This is a genomic window from Pseudomonas sp. LS44 (genome assembly GCF_024730785.1).
Classification (GTDB): domain Bacteria; phylum Pseudomonadota; class Gammaproteobacteria; order Pseudomonadales; family Pseudomonadaceae; genus Aquipseudomonas.
Window position 1 is genome coordinate 1305464 of sequence record NZ_CP102830.1, and the last position, 21408, is coordinate 1326871.

The 21408-nt window shown below is 63.4% G+C and carries 17 protein-coding genes; 8 read left to right on the top strand and 9 right to left on the bottom strand.

Annotated elements, in window-relative coordinates; all coding sequences use genetic code 11:
- Positions 1-144: 144 nt before the first annotated feature.
- Positions 145-1182, bottom strand: a complete 1038-nt coding sequence (locus tag NVV93_RS05860; protein WP_258253506.1) for a zinc-dependent alcohol dehydrogenase family protein — start codon at positions 1180-1182, stop codon at positions 145-147.
- Between the two features lie 172 nt (positions 1183-1354).
- Between NVV93_RS05860 and NVV93_RS05865 the strand changes: the two genes are divergently transcribed.
- The 4 genes from NVV93_RS05865 (at position 1355) to NVV93_RS05880 (ending at position 7308) form a co-directional block, all read left to right on the top strand.
- Positions 1355-2218: a universal stress protein gene (locus tag NVV93_RS05865; protein WP_258253507.1), complete on the top strand. Its 864-nt coding sequence runs from the start codon at positions 1355-1357 to the stop codon at positions 2216-2218.
- A gap of 159 nt (positions 2219-2377) precedes the next feature.
- Positions 2378-3448, top strand: coding sequence for an HlyD family secretion protein (locus NVV93_RS05870; protein ID WP_258253508.1), 1071 nt, complete (start codon positions 2378-2380; stop codon positions 3446-3448).
- Positions 3445-6180 (top strand): ribosome-associated ATPase/putative transporter RbbA, encoded by a 2736-nt coding sequence (rbbA, locus tag NVV93_RS05875; protein ID WP_258253509.1) that lies wholly within the window; start codon positions 3445-3447, stop codon positions 6178-6180. Before NVV93_RS05870 ends, rbbA begins: the two co-directional genes overlap by 4 nt.
- A 3-nt stretch (positions 6181-6183) precedes the next feature.
- Positions 6184-7308: an ABC transporter permease gene (locus NVV93_RS05880; protein WP_258253510.1), complete on the top strand. Its 1125-nt coding sequence runs from the start codon at positions 6184-6186 to the stop codon at positions 7306-7308.
- Between the two features lie 39 nt (positions 7309-7347).
- Here NVV93_RS05880 and NVV93_RS05885 read toward each other — a convergent pair whose 3' ends face one another.
- The 7 genes from NVV93_RS05885 to NVV93_RS05915 form a co-directional block, all read right to left on the bottom strand.
- On the bottom strand, positions 7348-8004 hold the full coding sequence (locus NVV93_RS05885) for a YceH family protein (protein ID WP_258253511.1): 657 nt from the start codon (positions 8002-8004) through the stop codon (positions 7348-7350).
- A 337-nt stretch (positions 8005-8341) separates the two neighbouring features.
- Positions 8342-8881, bottom strand: a complete 540-nt coding sequence (locus NVV93_RS05890; protein WP_258253512.1) for a hypothetical protein — start codon at positions 8879-8881, stop codon at positions 8342-8344.
- Positions 8882-9026: 145 nt separating this feature from the next.
- Entirely contained in the window at positions 9027-10268 is a 1242-nt protein-coding gene (gene sstT / locus NVV93_RS05895; protein ID WP_258253513.1) for a serine/threonine transporter SstT, read from the bottom strand.
- Between the two features lie 148 nt (positions 10269-10416).
- The gene (locus NVV93_RS05900) at positions 10417-11310 is read right to left on the bottom strand and encodes an HlyD family secretion protein (RefSeq protein WP_258253514.1); all 894 of its coding nucleotides are present in this window, start codon (positions 11308-11310) and stop codon (positions 10417-10419) included.
- Positions 11311-11323: 13 nt separating this feature from the next.
- On the bottom strand, positions 11324-11524 hold the full coding sequence (locus NVV93_RS05905) for a DUF1656 domain-containing protein (protein WP_258253515.1): 201 nt from the start codon (positions 11522-11524) through the stop codon (positions 11324-11326).
- Entirely contained in the window at positions 11514-13694 is a 2181-nt protein-coding gene (locus NVV93_RS05910) for an FUSC family protein (protein WP_258253516.1), read from the bottom strand. The genes NVV93_RS05905 and NVV93_RS05910 overlap by 11 nt, the downstream gene beginning before the upstream one ends.
- Positions 13694-15121, bottom strand: coding sequence for an efflux transporter outer membrane subunit (locus NVV93_RS05915; RefSeq protein WP_258254296.1), 1428 nt, complete (start codon positions 15119-15121; stop codon positions 13694-13696). Before NVV93_RS05915 ends, NVV93_RS05910 begins: the two co-directional genes overlap by 1 nt.
- A gap of 252 nt (positions 15122-15373) precedes the next feature.
- Here NVV93_RS05915 and NVV93_RS05920 point away from each other — a divergent pair, with 252 nt between their 5' ends.
- Positions 15374-16306 carry a LysR family transcriptional regulator gene (locus tag NVV93_RS05920; protein WP_258253517.1) on the top strand — a complete coding sequence of 311 codons (933 nt, stop codon included), beginning with the start codon at positions 15374-15376 and terminating at the stop codon, positions 16304-16306.
- Positions 16307-16387: 81 nt separating this feature from the next.
- On the top strand, positions 16388-17086 hold the full coding sequence (locus NVV93_RS05925; RefSeq protein ID WP_258253518.1) for a response regulator transcription factor: 699 nt from the start codon (positions 16388-16390) through the stop codon (positions 17084-17086).
- 6 nt (positions 17087-17092) lie between these two features.
- Here NVV93_RS05925 and NVV93_RS05930 read toward each other — a convergent pair whose 3' ends face one another.
- On the bottom strand, positions 17093-18553 hold the full coding sequence (locus NVV93_RS05930) for a sensor histidine kinase (protein WP_258253519.1): 1461 nt from the start codon (positions 18551-18553) through the stop codon (positions 17093-17095).
- Positions 18554-18664: 111 nt separating this feature from the next.
- Between NVV93_RS05930 and NVV93_RS05935 the strand changes: the two genes are divergently transcribed.
- Positions 18665-19552, top strand: coding sequence for an RluA family pseudouridine synthase (locus NVV93_RS05935; RefSeq protein ID WP_258253520.1), 888 nt, complete (start codon positions 18665-18667; stop codon positions 19550-19552).
- Positions 19553-19803: 251 nt separating this feature from the next.
- Complete coding sequence (locus NVV93_RS05940; protein WP_258253521.1) at positions 19804-21114, top strand: OprO/OprP family phosphate-selective porin; 1311 nt, start codon at positions 19804-19806, stop codon at positions 21112-21114.
- Positions 21115-21408: the final 294 nt, after the last annotated feature.

Consider the following 21408-nt stretch of genomic DNA (forward strand, 5'->3'; position numbering starts at 1 on the left):
CACGGTCGCCTGTTTCGTGGGCCCCGCGCCTTGTAGGAGCGGATTTATCCGCGATGGGCGTTGCCGGTTATCGCGAATAAATTCGCTCCTACGGTTTCGTGGGGCTGCCTACCCACCGTCTCTTCGCGGCGATGCCCTGAAGACTCACATCTGCAGAATCACCTTCAACGCCTGACTGTCCGCCGCTTTGCCGAACACCTCATAGGCCTTCAGCGCGTCGCTGAAGGCGAAGCGGTGGGTAATCATCTGCTGCGGATCGAGCTTGCCGGCTTCGACCATCTTCAGCAGTTGCGGCGTGGTGAAGGTATCGACCAGGCCGGTCTTCAGGGTGATGTTGTGGCTCCACAGCGTTTCCAGATGCAGGTCGACCTTGACCCCATGCACGCCAAGCACGGCGATATGGCCACCGGGGGCGATGATCTGTTCGCACAGACTGAACGTCGCCGGCACGCCGACCGCCTCGATGGCTACGTCTGCACCCCGCCTATTGCTCAAGGCCTGCAACTCGGCCAGCACATCATCGCGATTGCTGTTGAACACATGGCTAGCACCGAACTGCCGGGCGACGGCGAGGCGGTTGTCGTCCAGGTCGACCATCACGATCGCCGCCGGTGCATAGAACTGCGCGGTGAGCAGTGCGGCCAGACCCACCGGACCGGCGCCGATGATCGCGACGATATCGCCGGGTTGCACGTGGCCGTTGAGCACGCCGCATTCGTATCCGGTCGGCAGGATGTCACTGAGCATCACCATGGCCTCGTCGGGGATGCCCGCCGGTAGGGGGTGCAGGCTGCCGTCGGCATGGGGGATGCGCACGTATTCGGCCTGGGTGCCGTCGATCCGGTGACCGAGAATCCAGCCGCCGTCGGCACAGTGCGAGTACATGCCTTTCTTGCAGTAGTCGCAGCGCCCGCAGGCGGTAATACAGGAGATCAGTACGCGATCGCCGGGCTTGAAGCTCGAGACGCCGGAGCCGACCTGTTCGACGATGCCCACGCCCTCATGGCCGAGGATGCGGCCCGGCTCGCAGGTCGGCACGTCGCCCTTGAGGATGTGCAGGTCGGTGCCGCAGATAGTGGTTTTCACCACTCGCACGATGGCGTCAGTGGCATCCTGGAGTTGGGGCTGCGGGCGTTGTTCCAGGCCAATCTGGCCGACAGCTTGGTAAATGATGGCTTGCATGGTGGGTCTCCGCGCGGACTGCGCTGTTCGGAACCGCGTTCAAACGGTTCGGTCAACCACATGCAGGTTAGGGTAGCGGGCAAAGGCGGGCTCGGCTTGATCTGGATCAAGCGCCGCTGGTCTAACCTGAGTTGCAATGACATATAGCCATTGAGGCTCGTGGAGTTGCGCAATGAACACATTAATGGTGGCGACCGACCTTTCTTCCCGTTCCGACCGGGCTGTGCAGCGTGCGGCGTTGCTGGCCAAGCGTTTTGCCTGTGACTGGGCCGTGGTGCATGTGATCGATGAAGACAAGCCGCAGCGCTTGATCGAGCGCCATCTGGCCGATGCCCAGGAGTTGCTCGAAAGTCGCGTCGAGGGCTTGGCGTTGATCGCCGGCCGGCTCCCGCGGGTGATAGTCGAGGTTGGCCCGGTCGAGCAGACCATCAATGAAATAGCTACTGGTATGGGTTGCCAGTTGCTGATTTTGGGGATGCATCGGCAGAACCTGCTGCGTGAGTTCTTCGTTGGCACCAGCGCCGAGCGAATTATTCGCAGCAGCCGCTTGCCGGTGCTGCGCGTGGGTACCATCGATCCGCGCGATTACCGGCGGGTGATGCTCGCCAGCGATATGTCGGACTGCTCGGCCTACGCCATCCAGACCACTCGCGAGCTGGGTCTTCTGGACGACAGCAAGCTGTACGCCGTGCATGTGTTCGAGGCATTCGCCAAGGGCCAGATGATGTTTTCCGGCGTGGAGGCCGAGGTCGTTGCCAGCAGCACGCGGGCGGCCGAAGCTCAGGCGGAGGCCGATCTAAATCGCTTCCTCAAAGAGCAGGGCCTCGACCTACCGGCCGGTCAGGTGCAGATCACCGAAGGCTTCTCGGTGGTCGAACTGAAGGGCTGTATCGAGCGGATTGACCCTGATTTGCTGGTGATCGGCACCCATAGCCGGGTCGGCTTCAAGAAGCTGATGCTCGGCAGCGTGGCCGAAACACTGCTGGGTGACGTGCAGTGCGATGTGCTCTGCGTGCCGCTGCCCGTACAGGTGTGAGCCTGACTACAGCGTATTGCGCGAGACCACCGGGGCTGCTGGCGAGCTTGTGAGGAAATGTCGCAGCGAGCCGGTTCCTTGCGGTCTGATCCAAATCAACGTGTCTGGCGCCGAGAGTGGCTAGGATGCCTACATGGATGAACCGTCAGTGAGGCAATGATGACTCAAAAAATGCAGAAATGGTTAGGTCTCGGTGCAATCGTGTTGGTATTGGCCGGCGCCGCGTACGCTTGGAAAACCCTGCAACCTTCCGGCCTCGGCGCCGGATTCGCCAGCGGCAACGGTCGCATCGAAGCCACCGAGGTGGACGTGGCCGCCAAGTTGCCGGGGCGGGTTGCCGAAGTGCTGGTGGATGAGGGCGACTTCGTCAGCGTCGGCCAGGTGGTGGCGAAGATGGACACCCAGGTGCTGCAGGCCCAGCTCACCCAGGCCGAGGCGCAGACACGTCAGGCCGAGAACGCCCAGCTCACTGCCGGTGCCCTGGTGGCCCAGCGCGAGAGCGAGAAGCAGACCGCCGCCGCAGTGGTCGGCCAGCGCCAGGCCGAGCTGACCGCCGCCAGCAAGCGCTTCTCGCGCACCGAAACGCTGGTCAAACGCCACGCCATGGCCCAGCAGCAACTCGACGACGACCGCGCCGTGCTGCAAAGCGCCCAGGCCGCGCTGGCCGCTGCCCGTTCCCAGGTGATTTCCGCCGAGGCCAGTATCGCCGCTGCCAAGTCCCAGGTGGTCGAAGCGCAATCGGCGGTCGAGGCCGCACGCGCCAGCGTCGAGCGCCTGCAGGCAGACATCGACGACAGCCAGCTCAAGGCGCCACGCGCCGGTCGCGTGCAGTACCGCGTGGCGCAGGCCGGAGAGGTGCTCGCCGCTGGCGGCAAGGTGCTCAATCTGGTCGACCTGGCCGACGTGTACATGACCTTCTTCTTGCCTTCGGCGCAGGCCGGGCGGGTGCAACTCGGTCAGGAAGTGCGCCTGGTGATCGACGCGCTGCCGCAGTACGTGATCCCCTCCAAGGTCTCCTACGTTGCCAGCGTCGCGCAGTTCACGCCAAAAACCGTGGAGACCGCCAGCGAGCGCGAGAAGCTGATGTTCCGCGTCAAGGCGCGGATCGATCCGGCCCTGCTGGAGAAACGCACCGCCTACGTGAAGACCGGCGTACCGGGTATGGCCTACCTGCGCCTCGAACCTGAGGCCGAGTGGCCGGCTGAGTTGCAGATCAAGGTCCCGCAATGAGCGGCGCTGGCTGTGTGGCACGTCTCACCGGCGTGTCGCTGCGCTATGGCGAGACCCGCGCAGTGGACGATGTCAGCCTGGAGATCCCAGCCAACCGCATGGTCGGCCTGATCGGCCCGGATGGCGTCGGCAAGTCCAGCTTGCTGGCGCTGATTGCGGGCGCGCGGAAAATGCAGGACGGCGAAATCCAGGTGCTCGGCGGTGACATGCGCGAGGAGCGCCATCGCCGCTCCGTGTGCCCGCGCATCGCTTATATGCCGCAGGGGCTGGGCAAGAATCTCTACCCGACGCTGTCGGTGTTCGAGAACGTCGATTTCTTCGGCCGCCTGTTCGGCCACGACAAAGCCGAGCGTGAGCGGCGCATCACCGACCTGTTGTACAGCACCGGCCTGACACCTTTCGCCGATCGCCCGGCGGGCAAGCTCTCCGGCGGGATGAAGCAGAAGCTCGGCTTGTGTTGCGCGCTGATCCATGACCCCGATCTGTTGATCCTCGACGAGCCAACCACCGGTGTCGATCCACTGTCACGCAACCAGTTCTGGGAACTGATCGGGCGCATTCGTGCCGGACGCGAAGGCATGAGTGTGCTGGTGGCCACCGCCTACATGGAGGAGGCCGAGCGGTTCGACTGGCTGGTGGCGATGGACGACGGTAAGGTGTTGGCGACCGGCACGCCCGTCGAGCTGCGCGAGCACACCAAAACGCAGAATCTGGAGGAAGCCTTCATCGCGCTGCTGCCGGAGAGTAAGCGCGCAGGCCACCACAAGCTGGTGATTCCGCCGCGCCCGAAGGCCGACGGCGCACCAACGATCGCCATCGAGGCGGAAGGCCTGACCTGCCGCTTTGGTGATTTCGTCGCGGTGGACCATGCGAGCTTCCGCATCGAGCGAGGGGAAATTTTCGGCTTCCTCGGCTCCAACGGCTGCGGCAAGTCCACCACCATGAAGATGCTCACCGGCCTCTTGCCGGCCAGCGAAGGCACCTGTGCGCTGTTCGGCCAGCCCGTGAACGCCACGGACATGGAAACGCGCAGACGGGTCGGCTACATGTCCCAGGCTTTCTCGCTATATGCCGAACTGACGGTGCTGCAGAACCTCGAGCTGCACGCCAAGCTATTCCACTTGCCGGCTGACCAGATCGGCCCGCGCGTGCAGGAAATGCTCGAGCGCTTCGACCTGCAGAAGGTTCGCGACGCGTTACCCGACAGCCTGCCGCTGGGCATCCGCCAGCGCCTGTCGCTGGCCGTGGCGGTGATCCACAAGCCGGAAATCCTCATCCTCGACGAGCCGACTTCGGGCGTCGATCCGGTGGCCCGCGACGGTTTCTGGGAACTGATGGTGGAGCTGTCGCGCAATGACGGTGTGACCATCTTCATCTCTACCCATTTCATGAACGAGGCCGAGCGCTGCGACCGTATCTCACTGATGCACGCCGGCAAGGTGCTCGACAGTGACACCCCGCAGGGCCTGATGGAGAAACGCGGCCTGCCGACACTCGAGGCCACCTTCATCGCCTATTTGGAGGAGGCCGCGGGCAGCGCGGCGGCGCCGGAAGTGGCCTCGGCTCCGGAAACGCCTGCCGAGCCGGCGAAACATGCCGGCAGCGACCGTTTTAGTTGGCTGCGCCTGTTCAGCTACGCGCGCCGCGAGGCCATGGAACTGCGCCGCGACCCGATCCGCCTGACCCTGGCGCTGCTCGGCACCGCGCTGCTGATGTTCATCATGGGCTACGGCATCAACATGGATGTCGAGGACCTCAGCTACGCGGTGCTCGACCGCGACCAGACCGTCACCAGCCAGGCTTATGCACTGAACATCGCCGGTTCGCGCTACTTCATCGAAAAAGCCCCGATCCAGAGTCCCGAGGAATTGGAGCAGCGCATGCGCAGCGGCGAGCTGAGCCTGGCGGTGGAAATCCCGCCGAACTTCGGCCGCGACCTGAAGCGCGGCGCCGAGCCGACCATTGGCGTGTGGATCGACGGCGCCATGCCAACCCGCGCCAGCACCGTGCTCGGTTATGTACAGGGCCTGCATTCGAGTTACCTCGCCGATCTCGCCCGGCAGAGTGGTAGCGCCGCCGGCAGTGCCGCTGCCAGCACTGAAGTACGCTACCGCTACAACCCTGACGTGGAGAGCCTCAAGGCCATGGTGCCGGCGGTGATTCCGCTCTTGCTGATCATGATCCCGGCCATGCTCACCGCGCTGGGCGTGGTGCGCGAGAAGGAGCTCGGCTCGATTACCAACCTCTACGTCACTCCGGTGACGCGCCTGGAATTCCTGCTCGGCAAGCAACTGCCCTACGTCGCCATGGGCATGGTCAACTTCGCGTTGATGCTGGCGATGGCCGTGCTGCTGTTCCAGGTACCACTCAAGGGCAGCTTCCTCGCCCTGTGCGTTGGCGCCTTGCTCTACGTGGTGACCAGCACGGGCATCGGGCTGCTGCTCTCGACCTTCATGAAGAGCCAGATCGCCGCTGTATTCGGCACCACTATCGCCACCATGATCCCGGCGATCCAGTTCGCCGGGCTGATCCATCCGGTGTCCTCGCTGGAGGGTGCGGCGGCGGTGATCGGCAAGATCTACCCGACCTCGCATTTCCTGATCATCAGCCGTGGCACTTTCTCCAAGGCGCTGGGCTTTGGTGACCTGTGGTTCTACTACCTGCCGCTGTTAGCGCTGATTGCCGTGCTGACGTTGCTCAGCGTGCGCTTCCTGAAGAAGCAGGAGGACTGAACGGTGAGGAAACTGGCGAATATCTTTAACCTCGGCATCAAGGAATTCCGCAGCCTGGGCCGCGACTACGCAATGTTGATCCTGATCATCTGGTCCTTCAGTCTGGGTGTCTACAGCTCGGCCACTGGCGTGCCGGAAACGCTGCATCACGCGCCCATTGCCATTGTCGACGAGGACCAGTCGCAGCTCTCCTCGCGCATCGTCAACGCCTTCCAGCTGCCGTACTTCCGCAAGCCGGAGATGATCGACCACACGCAGATGGACAGTGGCATGGACGTCGGTCTGTACACCTTCACCCTGGATATCCCGCCGGACTTCCAGCGCGACGTGCTGGCCGGCCGGCAGCCGGCGATCCAGGTCAACGTCGATGCTACCCAGACCGCCCAGGCCTTCTCCGGAGCCGGCTACATCCAGAATATCGTCGGTGCCGAGGTGCGCGCGTTCGTCAGCCGTTACCGCGCCGAAGCGGCGATGCCGGTGGATATGGAAGTACGCATGGAGTTCAACCCGAACCTGACCCAGGCGTGGTTTGGCGCGGTAATGGAGGTAATCAACCAGATCACCATGCTGTCGATCATCCTCACCGGCGCGGCGCTGATCCGCGAGCGTGAGCACGGCACCATCGAACACCTGCTGGTGATGCCGCTGACGACCTTCGAGATCATGTTCGCCAAGGTCTGGTCGATGGGAACGGTGGTGCTCGTTGCGGCGGCCTTTTCGCTAGTGGTGGTGGTCCAGGGCTGGTTGGCGGTGCCGCTCGGCGGCTCGCTGGCGCTGTTCCTGGTAGGCGCGGCGCTGCACCTGTTCGCCACCACGTCGATGGGTATCTACCTCGGCACGGTGGCGCGCTCGATGCCGCAGCTTGGCCTGTTGACCATTCTGGTGCTGATGCCGCTGCAGATGCTCTCCGGTGGCACCACCCCGCGCGAAAGCATGCCGGTGCTGGTGCAGCACATCATGGAGCTGGCGCCGACCACCCATTTCGTCAGCCTGGCGCAGGCGATCCTCTATCGCGGCGCCGACCTCGCCATCGTCTGGCCGCAGCTGCTGGCGATCCTGGCGATTGGCACGGTGTTCTTTCTGGCGGCACTGCGGCGGTTCCGCAAGACGATTACGCAGATGGCGTAGGGCGAGGGCGGATATTCCGTTATCCGCAATCCGCTTTCTCTACTCGCTTTCCAACCTCGCGAGCTTTTCTTCCAGCTCCGCCACCCGGGCTTCCAGCACCTGCAGCCGCTCCTCGTACTGGGCATTGCCGCCGCCCGCCGCCGGGGCATCGCTGCCCTGGTTGGCAATCAGCTCATCGCGATCGCCCGCACTGCCCAGCAGGTGCAGGTAACGATCCTCGCGCTGGCCGCTCTGGCGCGGGACCAGCATGGCCAAGCCGCGACCGATCAGGCGTTCCAATTGATGCTGGACTTGCTCGTTGTCTTCGAAGGCATACAAGCGGCTGCTGCGCGTTAGCAACTCGCCGATCGTCTGCGGGCCGCGCAGCAGGAGCAGACCGATTAGCGCCAGCTGCGGCTGCACTAGCTCGAGCTTCTTGTCGATGCGTTGCTCCCAGCGGTCGGCACGGCTGGCCATTTGCAGACGCACCAGCTCGTGGCCTTCGAGGTTACGCAAGGCCTGGCCGACTACGCCGGGGGTGAGGTTCATCACCGGTTCGCGACTGGTCTTTTGGTTGCAGGCAATCACCAGGGCATTGAGGGTCAGCGGGTAACTTTCCGGGGTGGTTGCCTGCTTTTCGATCAGGCTGCCGAGTACGCGCACTTCGGCAGCACTCAGGGGATTTTCCTCGAACGGAGTGGGAGCTTCGGCGGACATGGCGTCATCCATCTGGGAAAGGGGACCATAGGCTAGCAGGCCGTTGAAAAATTACCTACGTTGCCGATACTGCGTTAAAAACGGCCTAAAAATGCTCATTTACACTACGTAAACTGCGCTTTTTCGGCCGTTTGACTCGCTACGCTCGCCCTGCGGGCCAGCCTTCGGCTGTTACTCCGCTTCGCTGCGTTGCGCCTTGTCTCGGCTGCCTCGCCTACATTTTTCAACGGCCTGCTAGCCCGAGTAGCGCTGCATGGATATCGCTTTGCACGGTTCGATGGAGACGCTGGCAGGGCTATTCGGGCTGGCGGGTCGACCCCAGCGGCCCGAAAGCGCACTAGCGGCGGCCGCCCGGTTCCTCGTCACTCATGCTCGGCCCGGTATGTTTCGTCGCATTACGCGGCGCGCCAACGCCTTGGGGAGCGGGGCGTGGTGGTTCGACCGGGTGTGGTGGCGGCAAGGGCCGGGGTGGATGCGGCGGAGGATAGTGATCTGGATAGGGCGGCCGCGGACGGGGGCGATGGATGTAGCCAGGGTTGTAATAGTCGTAGCTGCTGCCATAGCTGCCGTTGTCGTCGTACTGCTCTTCGACCGGCTGCTCCGGCGCCTGTTGCGGGCTGGGCTGCGGTTTGCGGACTTCTTGTGGCTGCGGCGGCTCGGGCGGCCGTGGCGTGGCCAGCGGCACCGCGGGACCATCGCCACTCGGCCGGTCGTTGTGGATCTGCATCACCTTGTCCAGCGCCTGTTCGGGCGGACAACGGGTTTCCGTGTAGGTGATGTTGCCCACACGGTCGACGCACTTGACGATGGTGGCGGCCCAGGCCGTCGAGGTCGGGCCGACCAACAGCGCGGCCAGCAACCAACGGGTGGTGTTCATCGAGACTCCGAGCGCAAGGCAGATTGGCGGAAGGCGACTGCGGTCCATTTCGCTCAGTGTAAGCGCTGGCGCCAAGGTCTCAAATATTGGCCGAGTCGATAGGTCCGTGCCCTCAGGGGTGGTGATGGCGAGGCCCGCTGCGCACTTATTCCGCCGGCGGGGTGATTGCCTCCGGCTGCGCTTCGACGATCTCACCGCTGAGGCAGCCGGCGGCGGTGAACAGCACGTCGGTGGAGGAGTTCAGCGCAGTTTCCGCCGAGTCCTGCAGGACGCCGATGATGAAACCGACCGCCACCACCTGCATGGCGATGTCGCTGGAGATGCCGAACAGCCCGCAGGCCAGCGGTACCAACAGCAGCGAGCCACCGGCCACGCCGGAGACACCGGCGGCGCTGACTGAGGCGACCACGCTGAGCAGCAGGGCGCTGAGCAGGTCGATCTGAATGCCGAGGGTGTGCACGGCCGCCAGAGCCAACACGGTGATGGTGATCGCCGCGCCAGCCATGTTGATGGTCGCGCCGAGCGGGATCGACACCGAGTAGGTGTCCTCGTGCAGGCCGAGGCGCTCGCACAGCTGCATGTTCACCGGGATGTTGGCAGCCGAACTACGGGTGAAGAAGGCGGTGATGCCGCTCTCGCGCAAGCAGGTGAATACCAGCGGGTAGGGGTTGCGGCGAATCTTCCAGAACACGATCAGCGGATTGACCACCAGGGCAACGACCACCATGCAGCCCAGCAGCACGGCGAGCAGGTGCAGGTAGCCGAGCAAGGCACCGAACCCGGATTTTGCCAGAGTGGCGGCGACCAGGCCGAAGATGCCCAGCGGCGCGCAGCGAATCACCAGTTTGACGATCAGCGAGACGCCGCTGGCGAGGTCGTTGAGCAGCTCGCGGGTGCTGTCGCCGGCATGGCGGAAGGCGACGCCGAGGCCGATGGCCCAGGCCAGGATGCCGATGAAGTTGGCCTGGGTCAGCGCCCGCACCGGGTTGTCCACCACGCTCAGCAACAGGCTCTGCAGCACCTCGGCGATACCGCCGGGGGCCACCAGTTCGGTCGCCGGGTGGGCCAGAGTCAAGTGCGAGGGAAACAGGAAGCTAGCCACCACCGCGACCCAGGCCGCAGCCAGGGTGCCAATCGCGTAGAGGAGCAGAATGGGCTTTATATGCGTTTGCTGGCCTTGACGGTGATTGGCGATGGCGGCGGTGACCAGGACGAACACCAGGATCGGCGCGACGGACTTCAGCGCGGTGACGAACACCGTGCCGAGCAGGCCGACTTTCAGCGCGGCGGCAGGCCAGAGTAGGGCGAGGGCAATGCCGGCGCACAGGCCGATGAGAATCTGCAGGATCAGGCTGCTGCGAACGAAGGCATAGAGGGGGCTGCGCATCGACTACCTCGCAAATAAAACGGCCTTTCCCCGACAACCAGCGCGAACGCTGCGAGGAAAGGCCAAAACATCAGGTTGATGGGAGGGAGTTCCAACCTGGTACGAAAGTAAGACTACGCGCTGTTCGCGGCCCGCTTGTTGATCCTGGTCAATGTGTTGGAGCGGTGGTGGCCGTGTCGCCACGTTGTGGCGTGACGATCACCGTGCCGGTCATTCCGGCTGCCAGCAGTACGCCTTCGGGTATCTCGTCGAGGTGGATGCGCACCGGAATGCGCTGGGCCAGGCGCACCCAGTTGAAGGTTGGATTGACGTCGGCGGTCAGCTCGCGGCTTTGCGGGTTATCGCGGTCGTAGATGGCGCGGGCGATGCTGTCGACATGGCCTTTGAGCTTTTCGCCGCTCATCAGCTGGATTTCCACCGGATCGCCTTCACGCAGATGGGGCAACTTGGTTTCTTCGAAATAGCCGTAAACCCAGTAGGAGTTGCGATCGACCATCGCCAGCTTGGCCTCTCCGGCACGGGCGTAATCGCCGGCATGCACATTGAGGTTGGTGACGTAGCCGTCCACTGGGGCCAGCACGCGGGTGCGCGTCAGGTTGAGGCGGGCGCCTTCGAGTGCGGCCTGGGCCTGCTGATAATCGGCCTCGGCGGCCGCCGCGGTGTTGCTGGCATCGTCCAGGCTCTCGCGCGACACCACGCGGTTATCCATGGTGGCCCGGCGCTTGGCGTTGGCGCGGCGCATGTCCAGGGTGGCCTTGCGCGAGGCGACTTGGGCTTCGGCCTGTTTCACGGCGATCTCGTAGTGTTCCGGGTCGATCTGCATCAGCAGGTCGCCTTTTTTCACGTCGTGGTTGTCGCGCACCGGCACCTCGATCACCAGCCCGGAGACATCCGCGGCAACGTTGATCACGTTAGCGCGCACGCGTCCGTCGCGGGTCCAGGGGGAGTCCATGTAGTGGGTCCACAGGCTGCGGCCGATCAATACGGCCATCAGCAGAATGATCACGGTGGCCAATACGCTGAAGATGGATTTGAGAGTCATGGTCGGGCTCGTATTAGCGATAGACAAACAGCGACATGCCGCCGAACAGGCAGGCGAACAGGCACACACGAAACAACGCCGGGTGCCAAGTGAACTGATACAGGCCGACCCAGGCGAGCAACCGGTCGAGGCCCCAAGCCAGTACCAGGGCCAGGACGAACAGCAAGGTCACGGTAGGCACGTAGACCCCATGCAAAGCCACTTCACGCGGCATGTGGAACTCCTTTGGTGACGCGCTCGGTGAGCGGTGAGTGCGGGTCGAGCAGTGCTGAGCGGATGAAATGCAGATAGCTTTGCACGCGGCGCAGCGGAGCGTCGTCGAACGGCTGCGCATCGGGTTCGGCGTTGGCGTGGACGCTGGCGATGGCCTGGTCGAGCATGCTCAGGGCACGTTGCAGATTGTCGGCGCTGGGTTTGACGAACAGGCGGATCAGCGAGCGGCCCAGTGCGCGAATCGCCTGGCGCCAGGCCGTGGCTTCGGCATAGCGGGGCAGGGCCGGCAGGCGTTCCTGCTCGTGGCGCAACTCGATCACCGCATGGCCGATTTCCAGGACCAGAAACGCCCAGCGCATCAGGTCGCTCTGCACGTCAGGGCGGCTCGCGGCCAGGCCGTAGGCCTGGTTAAGCAAGTCGCGCGTGCCGCTCTCGAAATTCGCCACCAGCCCCGGCGCGGGCCCGCTGACTGCGAACACCACACGCTGGCGCAAGTCGCGATGCAGGCGGCGCCACAGCCACGGACTGTTGGGCGGCAGGAATACCGCGATTACGACGGCGGAAAGCCCCTGAGCCAGCACCAGGGCGAGGTAGTTATTGAACAGTCCGGCCGGGTTGTAGGCGATTGGGTTGGCCGGCAGCGCGCCGACGCAGAAGAAAATCAGCATGCCCACGCCGTAACCCGCCCATTGCGGCCGGGTGCTGAGGAAGATGCCGAACACGAACACCGGGCTGAGCACCAGGCACAGCAGCGGAAAGCCGTCGATCAGCGGCATTACGAAAATATTCAGGGAGATGCCCAGAACCGCCGACAGCGCGGTACCCATGGCCATCTGCGCGGCCATCTTCGGCGGGTTCGGCGAGGACGAGGCGAGCGCCAGGATTGCCACGCCGTTGAGGGCGAACATGGCGCCGCTGGGCCACGCGCTGACGATCCAGAAGGCGCCGAAGAGGATGATCATCATCCCCGTGCGCACCCCGGCGACAGCTGCGGCCAGCGGGTTGGCCTTGGTGCTGAAGTTGGCGTCCCACTGCTCGCGCTCGTGGTGACGGGCGGCCAGCGAGGCGTGGGTGAGGCTGTAGTTATGCAGGTCATCGACCAGGCGGTAGAGCAGCTCGCTGGCGCTGTTGAAGTCGAGCAACTGCGTCGCGTTGTTGGCATCCAGTGCGGCGCGCGCCTGGCGGATTTGCGGGCGCAGCTGTTCGCGCAAGAGGCTCAGGCGCTCGGCCAGCACGGCCGCATTGCTATCGGTCAGCGGCCGGTCGCGTAACTCCCCGAGCAATTCTTCGAGCGGTTCGAGGCAGGGTTGCAGGGCCTCCAGCAGGCGCGTGTCGCCCTGCAGGAGCAGGCGTTCGCGGAGCCGGTGGAAGGCGTGGAAACGCGTGGTCAGCACCATGAACTCGTTGTTCATACGCGCCAGTCTGCCACTACGCAGACGCATGTGCGGGTCCTCGAAACTGCTCGCGCTGCGCATCGCTTCCAGGCCGACCGCCTCGCTGGCAAAGCGCATGTTGCCGCTGGCGAACGCGCGCTGATCGAGCTTGTGCCGCAGGTTGTCGAGCATGAACGCGCTGAACGCGCCGAAGCGCACGTACAGCGCATTGCGCATGCTCGCGCCGACGCTCTGCGGAATGATCACCGCGCTGACCAAGGTGGCGACGCCGACGCCCAGGCAGATTTCCAGCAGGCGCCAGATGGCCTGCATGAAAGCGGTATCCGGCGCGGTGGTAGCCGGTACGCCGATCAGCGTTGCGGTATAGCCGGCCAGCACGCAGGCATAGGCGCGAAAGTCGCGATAGCGCGCGGCGCCGGCGGTGCACAGGCCGATCCAGATCCCGGCGGTGAGCAGGAATAGCACGCGCTCCTGAGCGAACAGGGCGATCAGTACCATCATCACGCTGAGGCCGATGACAGTGCCGATCAGCCGGTAGAAGCCTTTGGCGAACACCTGGCCGCTCTGTGGCTGCATGACAATAAACACGGTGATACAGGCGGTGCTCGGCTGTGGCAGCTCCAGGCGCATGGCCAGCCACAGGGTGAGAAACACCGCGATGAGCACTTTGGCGATGTAGATCCAGGTCACACCATCGGTACGCGCCCATTCGTAGCAGGCCCGCCGCAGCGTTTCGCCGAGCGGCGCGGCAAGCGGGCGACCGAGCTGTCCATTCATCAGCGGGCCTGCACCGGCACTGTTTCGGGCACCAGTTTGGCCGGCGCCGGGGTGTCGCCGCTGCCCATCAGGCCACCACCAAGCGCCACCAGCAAGTCGGCATGGGCGGCCAGTCGCGAAGCCTGGACTTGTTGTTCGGTGAGCTGCTGTTGGAACAGGCTGGTCTGCGTTTGCAGCACATTCAGGTAATCGGTCAGGCCGCCGTCATAGGCTTCGCGCGCCAGCTGATAGGCGGTTTGCGCGGCCTGCACCGATTGCGCGGCGAACTGTGCCTGCTGGTCCATCGAACGCAGGGTGATCAGCTGGTCGGAAATGCTCTTCAGCGCGGTCACCAGAGTCTGGTTGTACTGCGCCACAGCTGCGTCGTAGGCCGCCGAGCTTTCACCCAGTTCGGCGCGCAGACGGCCGCCGTCGAAGATTGGCAAGGTGACGGCCGGTCCGACGCTGTAATTGAACTTTTGGCTTTTGAAATATTCCAGCATGCCGCCGCCGACGGCATTGAAGCCGACGCTGGCGAGCAGATCGACGTTAGGGTAGAAGCCGGCCCGCGCGACATCCACGCCCTTCGCGGTGGCGGCGACCCGCCAGCGGCTGGCGACCACATCCGGACGGCGACCAAGCAGCTCGGCCGGCACGCTCGATGGCAAACCGATCTGGCCAGCGAACTGCAAACGCGGACGCTGCAAGCTGGCGCCGGCACCTGGACCCTTGCCAGCCAGGGCGGCGAGTTGGTTGCGAGTCAGGGCAATGCTTTCTTCCAGCGCTTCGATCTTGCGCCGCGTTTCCGGCAGCGGCACTTGCGCCTGGCTGACCTCGAAATCGGTGCCCAGGCCACCGGACAACCGATCCTCGGCCAAGGCGAGGATTTCCTGCTGTTGCTGGAGCATGGCGTGGGCGATGTCCAGCTCGGCGTATTGCAGCGACAACTTGACGTAGCTGCGCACGATATTGCTTTCCAACTCCAGCTGCGCCACCCGCGCCTCGGCGGCGGCCATGCGGGCGAAATTATGCGCTCGCTCGCTGTCACTGCGATCACGACCCCAGAGGTCCAGGGCATAGCTCAGGCCGAGCGCCGCCTCGTTGTTCCAGGTGGAGGTGTCGGCCAGTTCGCCAGGACCATAGAAAAAGTCGGTGGGCCATTTATGCCGTTGGATCTTCACCTCAGCATTGACCTGCGGCGACTCGGCCGCTTCCGCCGCGCCGGCCATGGCCAGCGCCTGACGGATGCGCGCGGCGGCGACCGCCAGAGTCGGGCTGCTGTGCACGGCGTTGTCGATCCAGGCATTCAGCTGCGGATCGCCATATGCCATCCACCAGCGCTCCTGCGGCCAGCCGGCATCGCGGTTGGCAGACTGGATGGCGGTGTCGGTGGCCAGTTGATCGGCGGCCAGCTGTTGTTGACGGGGGGCGATACCGCCAGTGCTCATGCAGCCGGCGATCAGGGAAACAACCACAAAGGAGCCGACGAAGGTCAGTCCGCGTTTCAGCCGAAGGGACACTGATGATCCTGAGGAGGTGAGAAAAGAGGCCGTGCCGAACCCCAGCACTGGCGCAATTTTAGAGAGCGACGAACCCGGGTATAAACGGGGCAATTTGCGATTGTTTATTGCCAATACTGCAATAATCTTTGAGGGCGTGTAGGTCACAATCACGCTTTCCTTTTCGAATTCGGGCCGTCGATGGACACTTTGCAAACCATGCGCGCTTTCGTCAGCGTAGCGGAAACCGGCAGTTTCACGGCGGCGGCTGTTCAGCTGGCGACTACCACCGCCTATGTTTCCCGCGCGGTCGCCAGCCTTGAAACCCATCTGCGCACGCGTCTGCTCAACCGTACTACAAGGCGCATCGCCTTGACTGAAGCAGGGCAGCGTTATTTGCTGCGCTGCGAACAAATCATCGCCTACATCGAAGAGGCCGAAGCCGAAGCCGGTGATGCTCATGCGCGGCCCGCAGGCCGGCTGAAAATGCATTCGATGACTGGCATCGGCCAGCATTACGTTATTCGTGCCATTGCCGACTATCGCCAGCTTTATCCCGACGTGACGGTCGATCTGACCATGGCCAACCGCATGCCCGACCTGCTCGACGAGGGTTACGATATGGCCATCGTGGTGGCTCGTGAGCTGCCCGATTCCGGCCTTGTCTCGCAGCGCATCGGCAAGACCTACAGCATTCTCTGCGCATCGCCGGACTATCTGCTGCGCCGCGGTCAGCCCAAAGCGCTGGCGGACTTGAGCGAGCATGATTGCCTGCGTCTGCTCAGTCCGGTGCTGTCGCTGGATAAATGGGAGTTCGACGGGCCGTTCGGCCAGGAAATGATCACCCTGGGCAGTTCGCCATTTCAGGTCAACGTTGGCGATAGCATGACCGAGGCGATCCGCTGTGGCATGGGGATTGGTGTGCTGCCGGTGTATTCGGCCATCCATGGCCTACGCGACGGCAGCCTGGTGCGGGTGCTGCCCAACTATCGTCTGCAGCGCTTGAATGTCTATGCCCTGTACCCGTCGCGGCAGTATCTGGATGCCAAGATCAAGACCTGGGTCGAGTTCCTCCGCGAGCGCTTGCCCGCCGTGCTGGAAGCCGACGAAGTCATCGTCAGCGGCAGCGTCTGACGGTGGTAGACGCTCGGCGAATCTGGCGCATACTCCAATTATTCGCCCGGTGGGGCTTCGTATTCAGAAGGGGAGACACACATGGCGGCCAAGTTACGCATTTGTATCGTTGACGATCATCCGCTCCTGCGTCAGGGCGTGGCCGTAACGCTGGCGCGGGAGAAAAGCTTCGAGGTGGTGGAGCAGGGCGGCTCGGCTGACGAAGCCCGCGAGATTGCCGCGCGCCAGCAACCCGACGTGCTGCTGATGGATGTGAACATGCCTGGCGATACCTTTGCGGCAGTGCGCGACATCTGTGCCACCTACCCGGCGATTAAGGTGATGATGCTGACCGTTTCGCAAGCCGAGGAAGATGTGTATGCGGCGCTGGAAGCCGGTGCCCAGGGCTATGTGCTGAAGGGCAGCAGCGGTCCAGAGTTAGTCCAAGCAGTACAGAATGTTGCCGCTGGCGAGTTGTTCATCACCCCGCAATTCGCCCAGCACCTACTGGCAAATCTGCTCCGCCCGAATGAAGCCGGCAGTCGTCAGGTGGAGCTGACGCCGCGCGAGGACGACATCATCCGTGCGGTCGCCGAGGGTCTCACCAATCGCGAAGTGGCAGATAGGTATGGTCTCAGCGAAAAAACCGTCAAACATCACATGACCAGCGTGATGACCAAGCTGCACGCCCGTAACCGGGTCGAGGCCGTTAGCGCGGCCCGTCAGCATTGGGCCAATGCGCGCGCGGCCGATCTCGGCTTGCTGCTCCAGCCCACCCGTGAGACGGACGAAAAGTCCTGAGCCGCGTTACAGCCGAAACAGCGCGCTGACCCGGGTGCCTTGGCCCGGAGCCGACTCGACCTTGAACAAGCCGCCCAACGATTCGACCCGATAGCGCATGCCCACCAAGCCCAGGCGCGAGCGCCCGCGGCCGATCGGGGTCGGTTCCAGGGAAGTGAAACCGGGGCCGTTGTCTTCCACCGCCACTTCCAGCGTGCCGTCGCGATAGCTGGCGCTGAGCCGCTGATCTTTGCCGGCGGCATGCCGAAAGGCGTTGTTGAGCGCCTCTTCGGCGAAGCGGTATATGCAGATCTTGTACAGCGGTGGCAGCTGTTCGGGCAGTTGCTCCAGGCTCAAGTGCACGAGGGTATTGGTGCGTTGTTCATGGCGCCGGGCGACCAGGCGCAGCTCCTCGCTCAGGGTCAGGTCGTTGATTTCCGGCAGCGCCAGGCCTTGCGACAGGTTGCGGACTTCGCTCAGGGCGTCCTGGGCGGCGCTGCGGATGGTTTCCAGCGCGTCGCTGTCGTCGTGCGGGTGGCTCTGCCGATGACGCTCTTGCAGCTCGCCGAGTTCGTCGAGGCGCAGCAGAATCAAGGTCAGCAATTGCGCCGGGCCATCGTGCAGGTCGGCGCCCAGACGGCGCAGGATCAGCTCGCCGACCCGTGAGAACTCATGGTTGGCGACGGTGATTTTTTCCTGCAGGGCCACGTTCTGGTGATACAGCTGCTCCTGCTCCTGCATCTGCCGGCGCAGGGCGATTTGCTGGCGGTCGATGATCAGATCGCCACGCCGGACGATGAAGAACAGCAGCACGATCATGCCCAGCGTGGCGGCGCCGATCACCAGCCAGACCTCCTGCTGCAGCGCACTGATCTCGTGCTTGCGCTCGAAGAACTCGCCGACCGCAAGAACGTTCCCGCTGTCGAACTGGCGCAGCGGTGCGTAAGTTTCGTAGAGCGGCACCTGCAGGCTGCGCTCGTAGGTGTTGTCCTCATCATCCAGTCTGCTGAGGCTGGTGACGATCTCGCCACGCAGTGCCTGCGCGATCTCGGTCTTGTGGTAGTGCTTGAGCTGCTCGGTCGGGTCGGTGCTGTACAGCACATGGCCGTCCGCGCCCCAGATTTTTATCGAGACGATGTGCTGCTTGAGCGAGGTACTGCTCATCAGGCGCCTGATCTGCGCAATGCTTTCCGGTGACAGGCTGTCCGAGTGCGCCAGTTCCTGCACGTAGGGCTCAAGAAATGCCTCCATATACAAGGCCGCCGCTTCGCCGGCGCTGGCCGCCGATGCGTGCTCGATGCGACTGGATACCAGGTGACCGACAAAGGCCATGGTCACGCCAAGAATCGCCGTGGCCGCGATGACGAACTGCACCGCACGCGGCAGGTGACGCAGGCGCCGATGGTCGTCCTGCCAGGACGCCGCTGCTGGCTCGCGGGTGGCATCGAGCAAGGTTTGCTGATGATTGGCTTCGACGTCAGTGGGCATGCATGCATCTCCGCGTGGATATGGCATTGACGATAGTTTCATTCCGCCAGGGCGGCAGCTTTGGCGAGCATCCAGTCGATATACTGCCAGGCCATCTTCCCGGTATGTCCTATGTCCAGCGCCAGCTCTGTTCGCCCTAGTACCTTGCACCTGCCCGCGGGCTCCTGGGCGACCGTGCTGGACTGCCTGTGCGCACATTTTCCGGCGATTGGCCGCGAGATATGGCTCGAACGCATGGCCCGCGGCCGGGTGCTGGATGCCGACGGGCAGCCGATTGGGCCGTTGCATCCTTACAAAGTCGGTTTGCGCGTGCGCTATTTTCGCGAGGTGCCGAACGAAACGCCTATCCCGTTCGTCGAGAGCATCGTGTATGCCGACGAGCATCTGGTGGTCGCCGACAAGCCGCATTTTCTGCCGGTGATGCCGGCCGGTGAGTATGTCGAAGAAACCTTGCAGGCGCGTCTGACCCGGCGTCTAGGCAATGAGCAACTGGTGCCGCTGCATCGCATCGACCGGCATACCGCCGGGCTGGTGTTGTTCTCGGCCAATCCTGCCAGTCGCGCGCAGTATCAGGCGTTGTTCCGTGAGCGGCGCATTGATAAAACCTATCAGGCCATCGCTGCGCCGTTGCCGTCTCTGGATTTCCCTCTACAGCGCGCCACCCGGCTGGAGGCTGGCGAGCCGTTCTTTCGCATGCAGGAAGTGCCAGGCGAGCCGAATACGCTGACCCGCATCGAGGTGCTTGAGCGGCGCGATGACTGGTGGCGCTATGCGCTGTTTCCGGTCACCGGCAAGAAGCACCAGTTGCGCGTGCACATGGCTGCGCTCGGCGCGCCGATTCTGCACGATGGCTTTTATCCGCATCTCACCGACACGCCCGACGGCCCGGACGATTACCAGCGGTCGCTACAACTGTTGGCTCAGGAACTGGTCTTCGACGATCCGCTAAGCGGCGAACCGCGGCGTTTCGCCAGCAGCCTGGAGCTAGTGTTCCCCTAGCTCTCATGGTTTCCCTAGCTCGTAGGATAGGTTGAGCCATCGCAACGATGGCTATCGCAGGCTCAACCTGCGCGGCCCGATCCATCCTGCGGACTGTTATTTCCCGTCGAAGTAAGAAAGTTCCTTTGTCATAAAACATTTATATAACGGCAACCTCGCTGCAATAACCCGTCGCCAAGATTCCCCTCCAACACCAACGGCCCAGATGCCTGCGTGTTTTCAACGCTAAAGACCAATAGGGGAATTCCTTGATGATTCGCAAGCACTTCGTCGGTTTCGCTGCCAGCGCTCTGGCCCTGGCCGTTTCCGCCCAGGCTTTCGCCGGTACCGTAACCACTGACGGCGCCGACATCGTTGTCAAGACCAAGGGTGGCCTGGAAGTGGCGACCACCGATAAATCATTCGGTTTCAAAGTCGGCGGCCGTCTGCAGGCTGACTACGGTCGCTTCGACGGTTTCTATACCGGCAACGGCAACACTGCCGACGCCGCGTACTTCCGCCGTGCCTTCCTGGAAATCGGTGGCGTTGCGTTCACCGACTGGGCTTATCAGATCAACTACGACTTCTCGCACAACTCCGGTAGCGCCGACGACGGCTACTTCGACGAAGCGTCGATTGCCTACACCGGTTTCAGCCCGGTAGTCCTGAAGTTCGGTCGCTTCGACCCGGAATTCGGCCTGGAAAAAGCCACCAGCTCCAAGTGGGTGACCGCTCTCGAACGTAACGCTTTCTATGACATCGTCGACTGGACCAACGGCCACCAGAACGGCATGGGCGCACAAGCGGCCTATACCTACAGCAACTGGGCGTACGCCTCTGCTGGTGCCTTCTCCAAGGACATCAACGACGCCGACGGCGACAGCGTCAAACAGGTCAACCTGCGTGGTGTGATCGCACCGATGGCCGAAGCCGGCAAGGTGCTGCACTTTGGTGCCAACTTCGCCCAGCGCAGCCTGGACGACGTGACCGCCGCCGATGTGCGCTACCGCTCCCGTCTGGGCATGCGTGGCGTGGAAACCACCGGCGGCAACGATGCCGGGGCGAATGGCAACCGAGCGATCTTCGCTGGCACCAACGCCGCCAACCGTTTCTGGGACGACGATTCGGCCTGGGGTCTGGAAGCTGCCTGGGCAACCGGCCCGTTCTCCCTGCAGGGCGAGTGGATGAAGCGTGAGACCGAATCGGCCGGCGTGCAATCCGATCTGGAAGCGACTGGCTACTACGTCCAAGCCGCTTACACCCTGACCGGCGAAGCGCGTGGCTACAAGCTCGGCAAATTCGACTCGATCAAACCGGCCAACAAGCAAATCGGCGCCTGGGAAGTCTATTACCGCTACGACAACATCTCGGCTGACAACGACGTGGCCGTCACCGCGACCAATTACATTCGCGCGGCCGACGATACCGAAGCCCAAGTGCATAACCTGGGTGTGAACTGGTACGCCAACGAAGCGGTCAAGGTCGGCGCTATGTACACCATGGCCAAGACCGACAAGATCACCAACCGCGTCGGTGACGACGATGGCGATGGCTTCGTGATGCGTCTGCAATACGCGTTTTAAGCAACACGCTTCATCTGCTCCGCTCCTTTATTGCCCCGCCTCGTGCGGGGCTTTTTTATGGCTATGTCCCCGTTAAGTGTTGCGCATCGCTTTTGTAGGGTGGGTTAGCCGCGTAGCGGCGTAACCCACCAGCGGTGCCATCTCGGACACCGGCGTCCAGCCTGCTCGGTGGGTTACGCCTACGGCTAACCCACCCTACGAATCATCGCCCCATGGCCTGTACGTCCCTGCAGGTGACCGAGACATAGCCTTTTCCGGCGGATTAGCGCCGTAAGGTAGCCCGGATGCAATCCG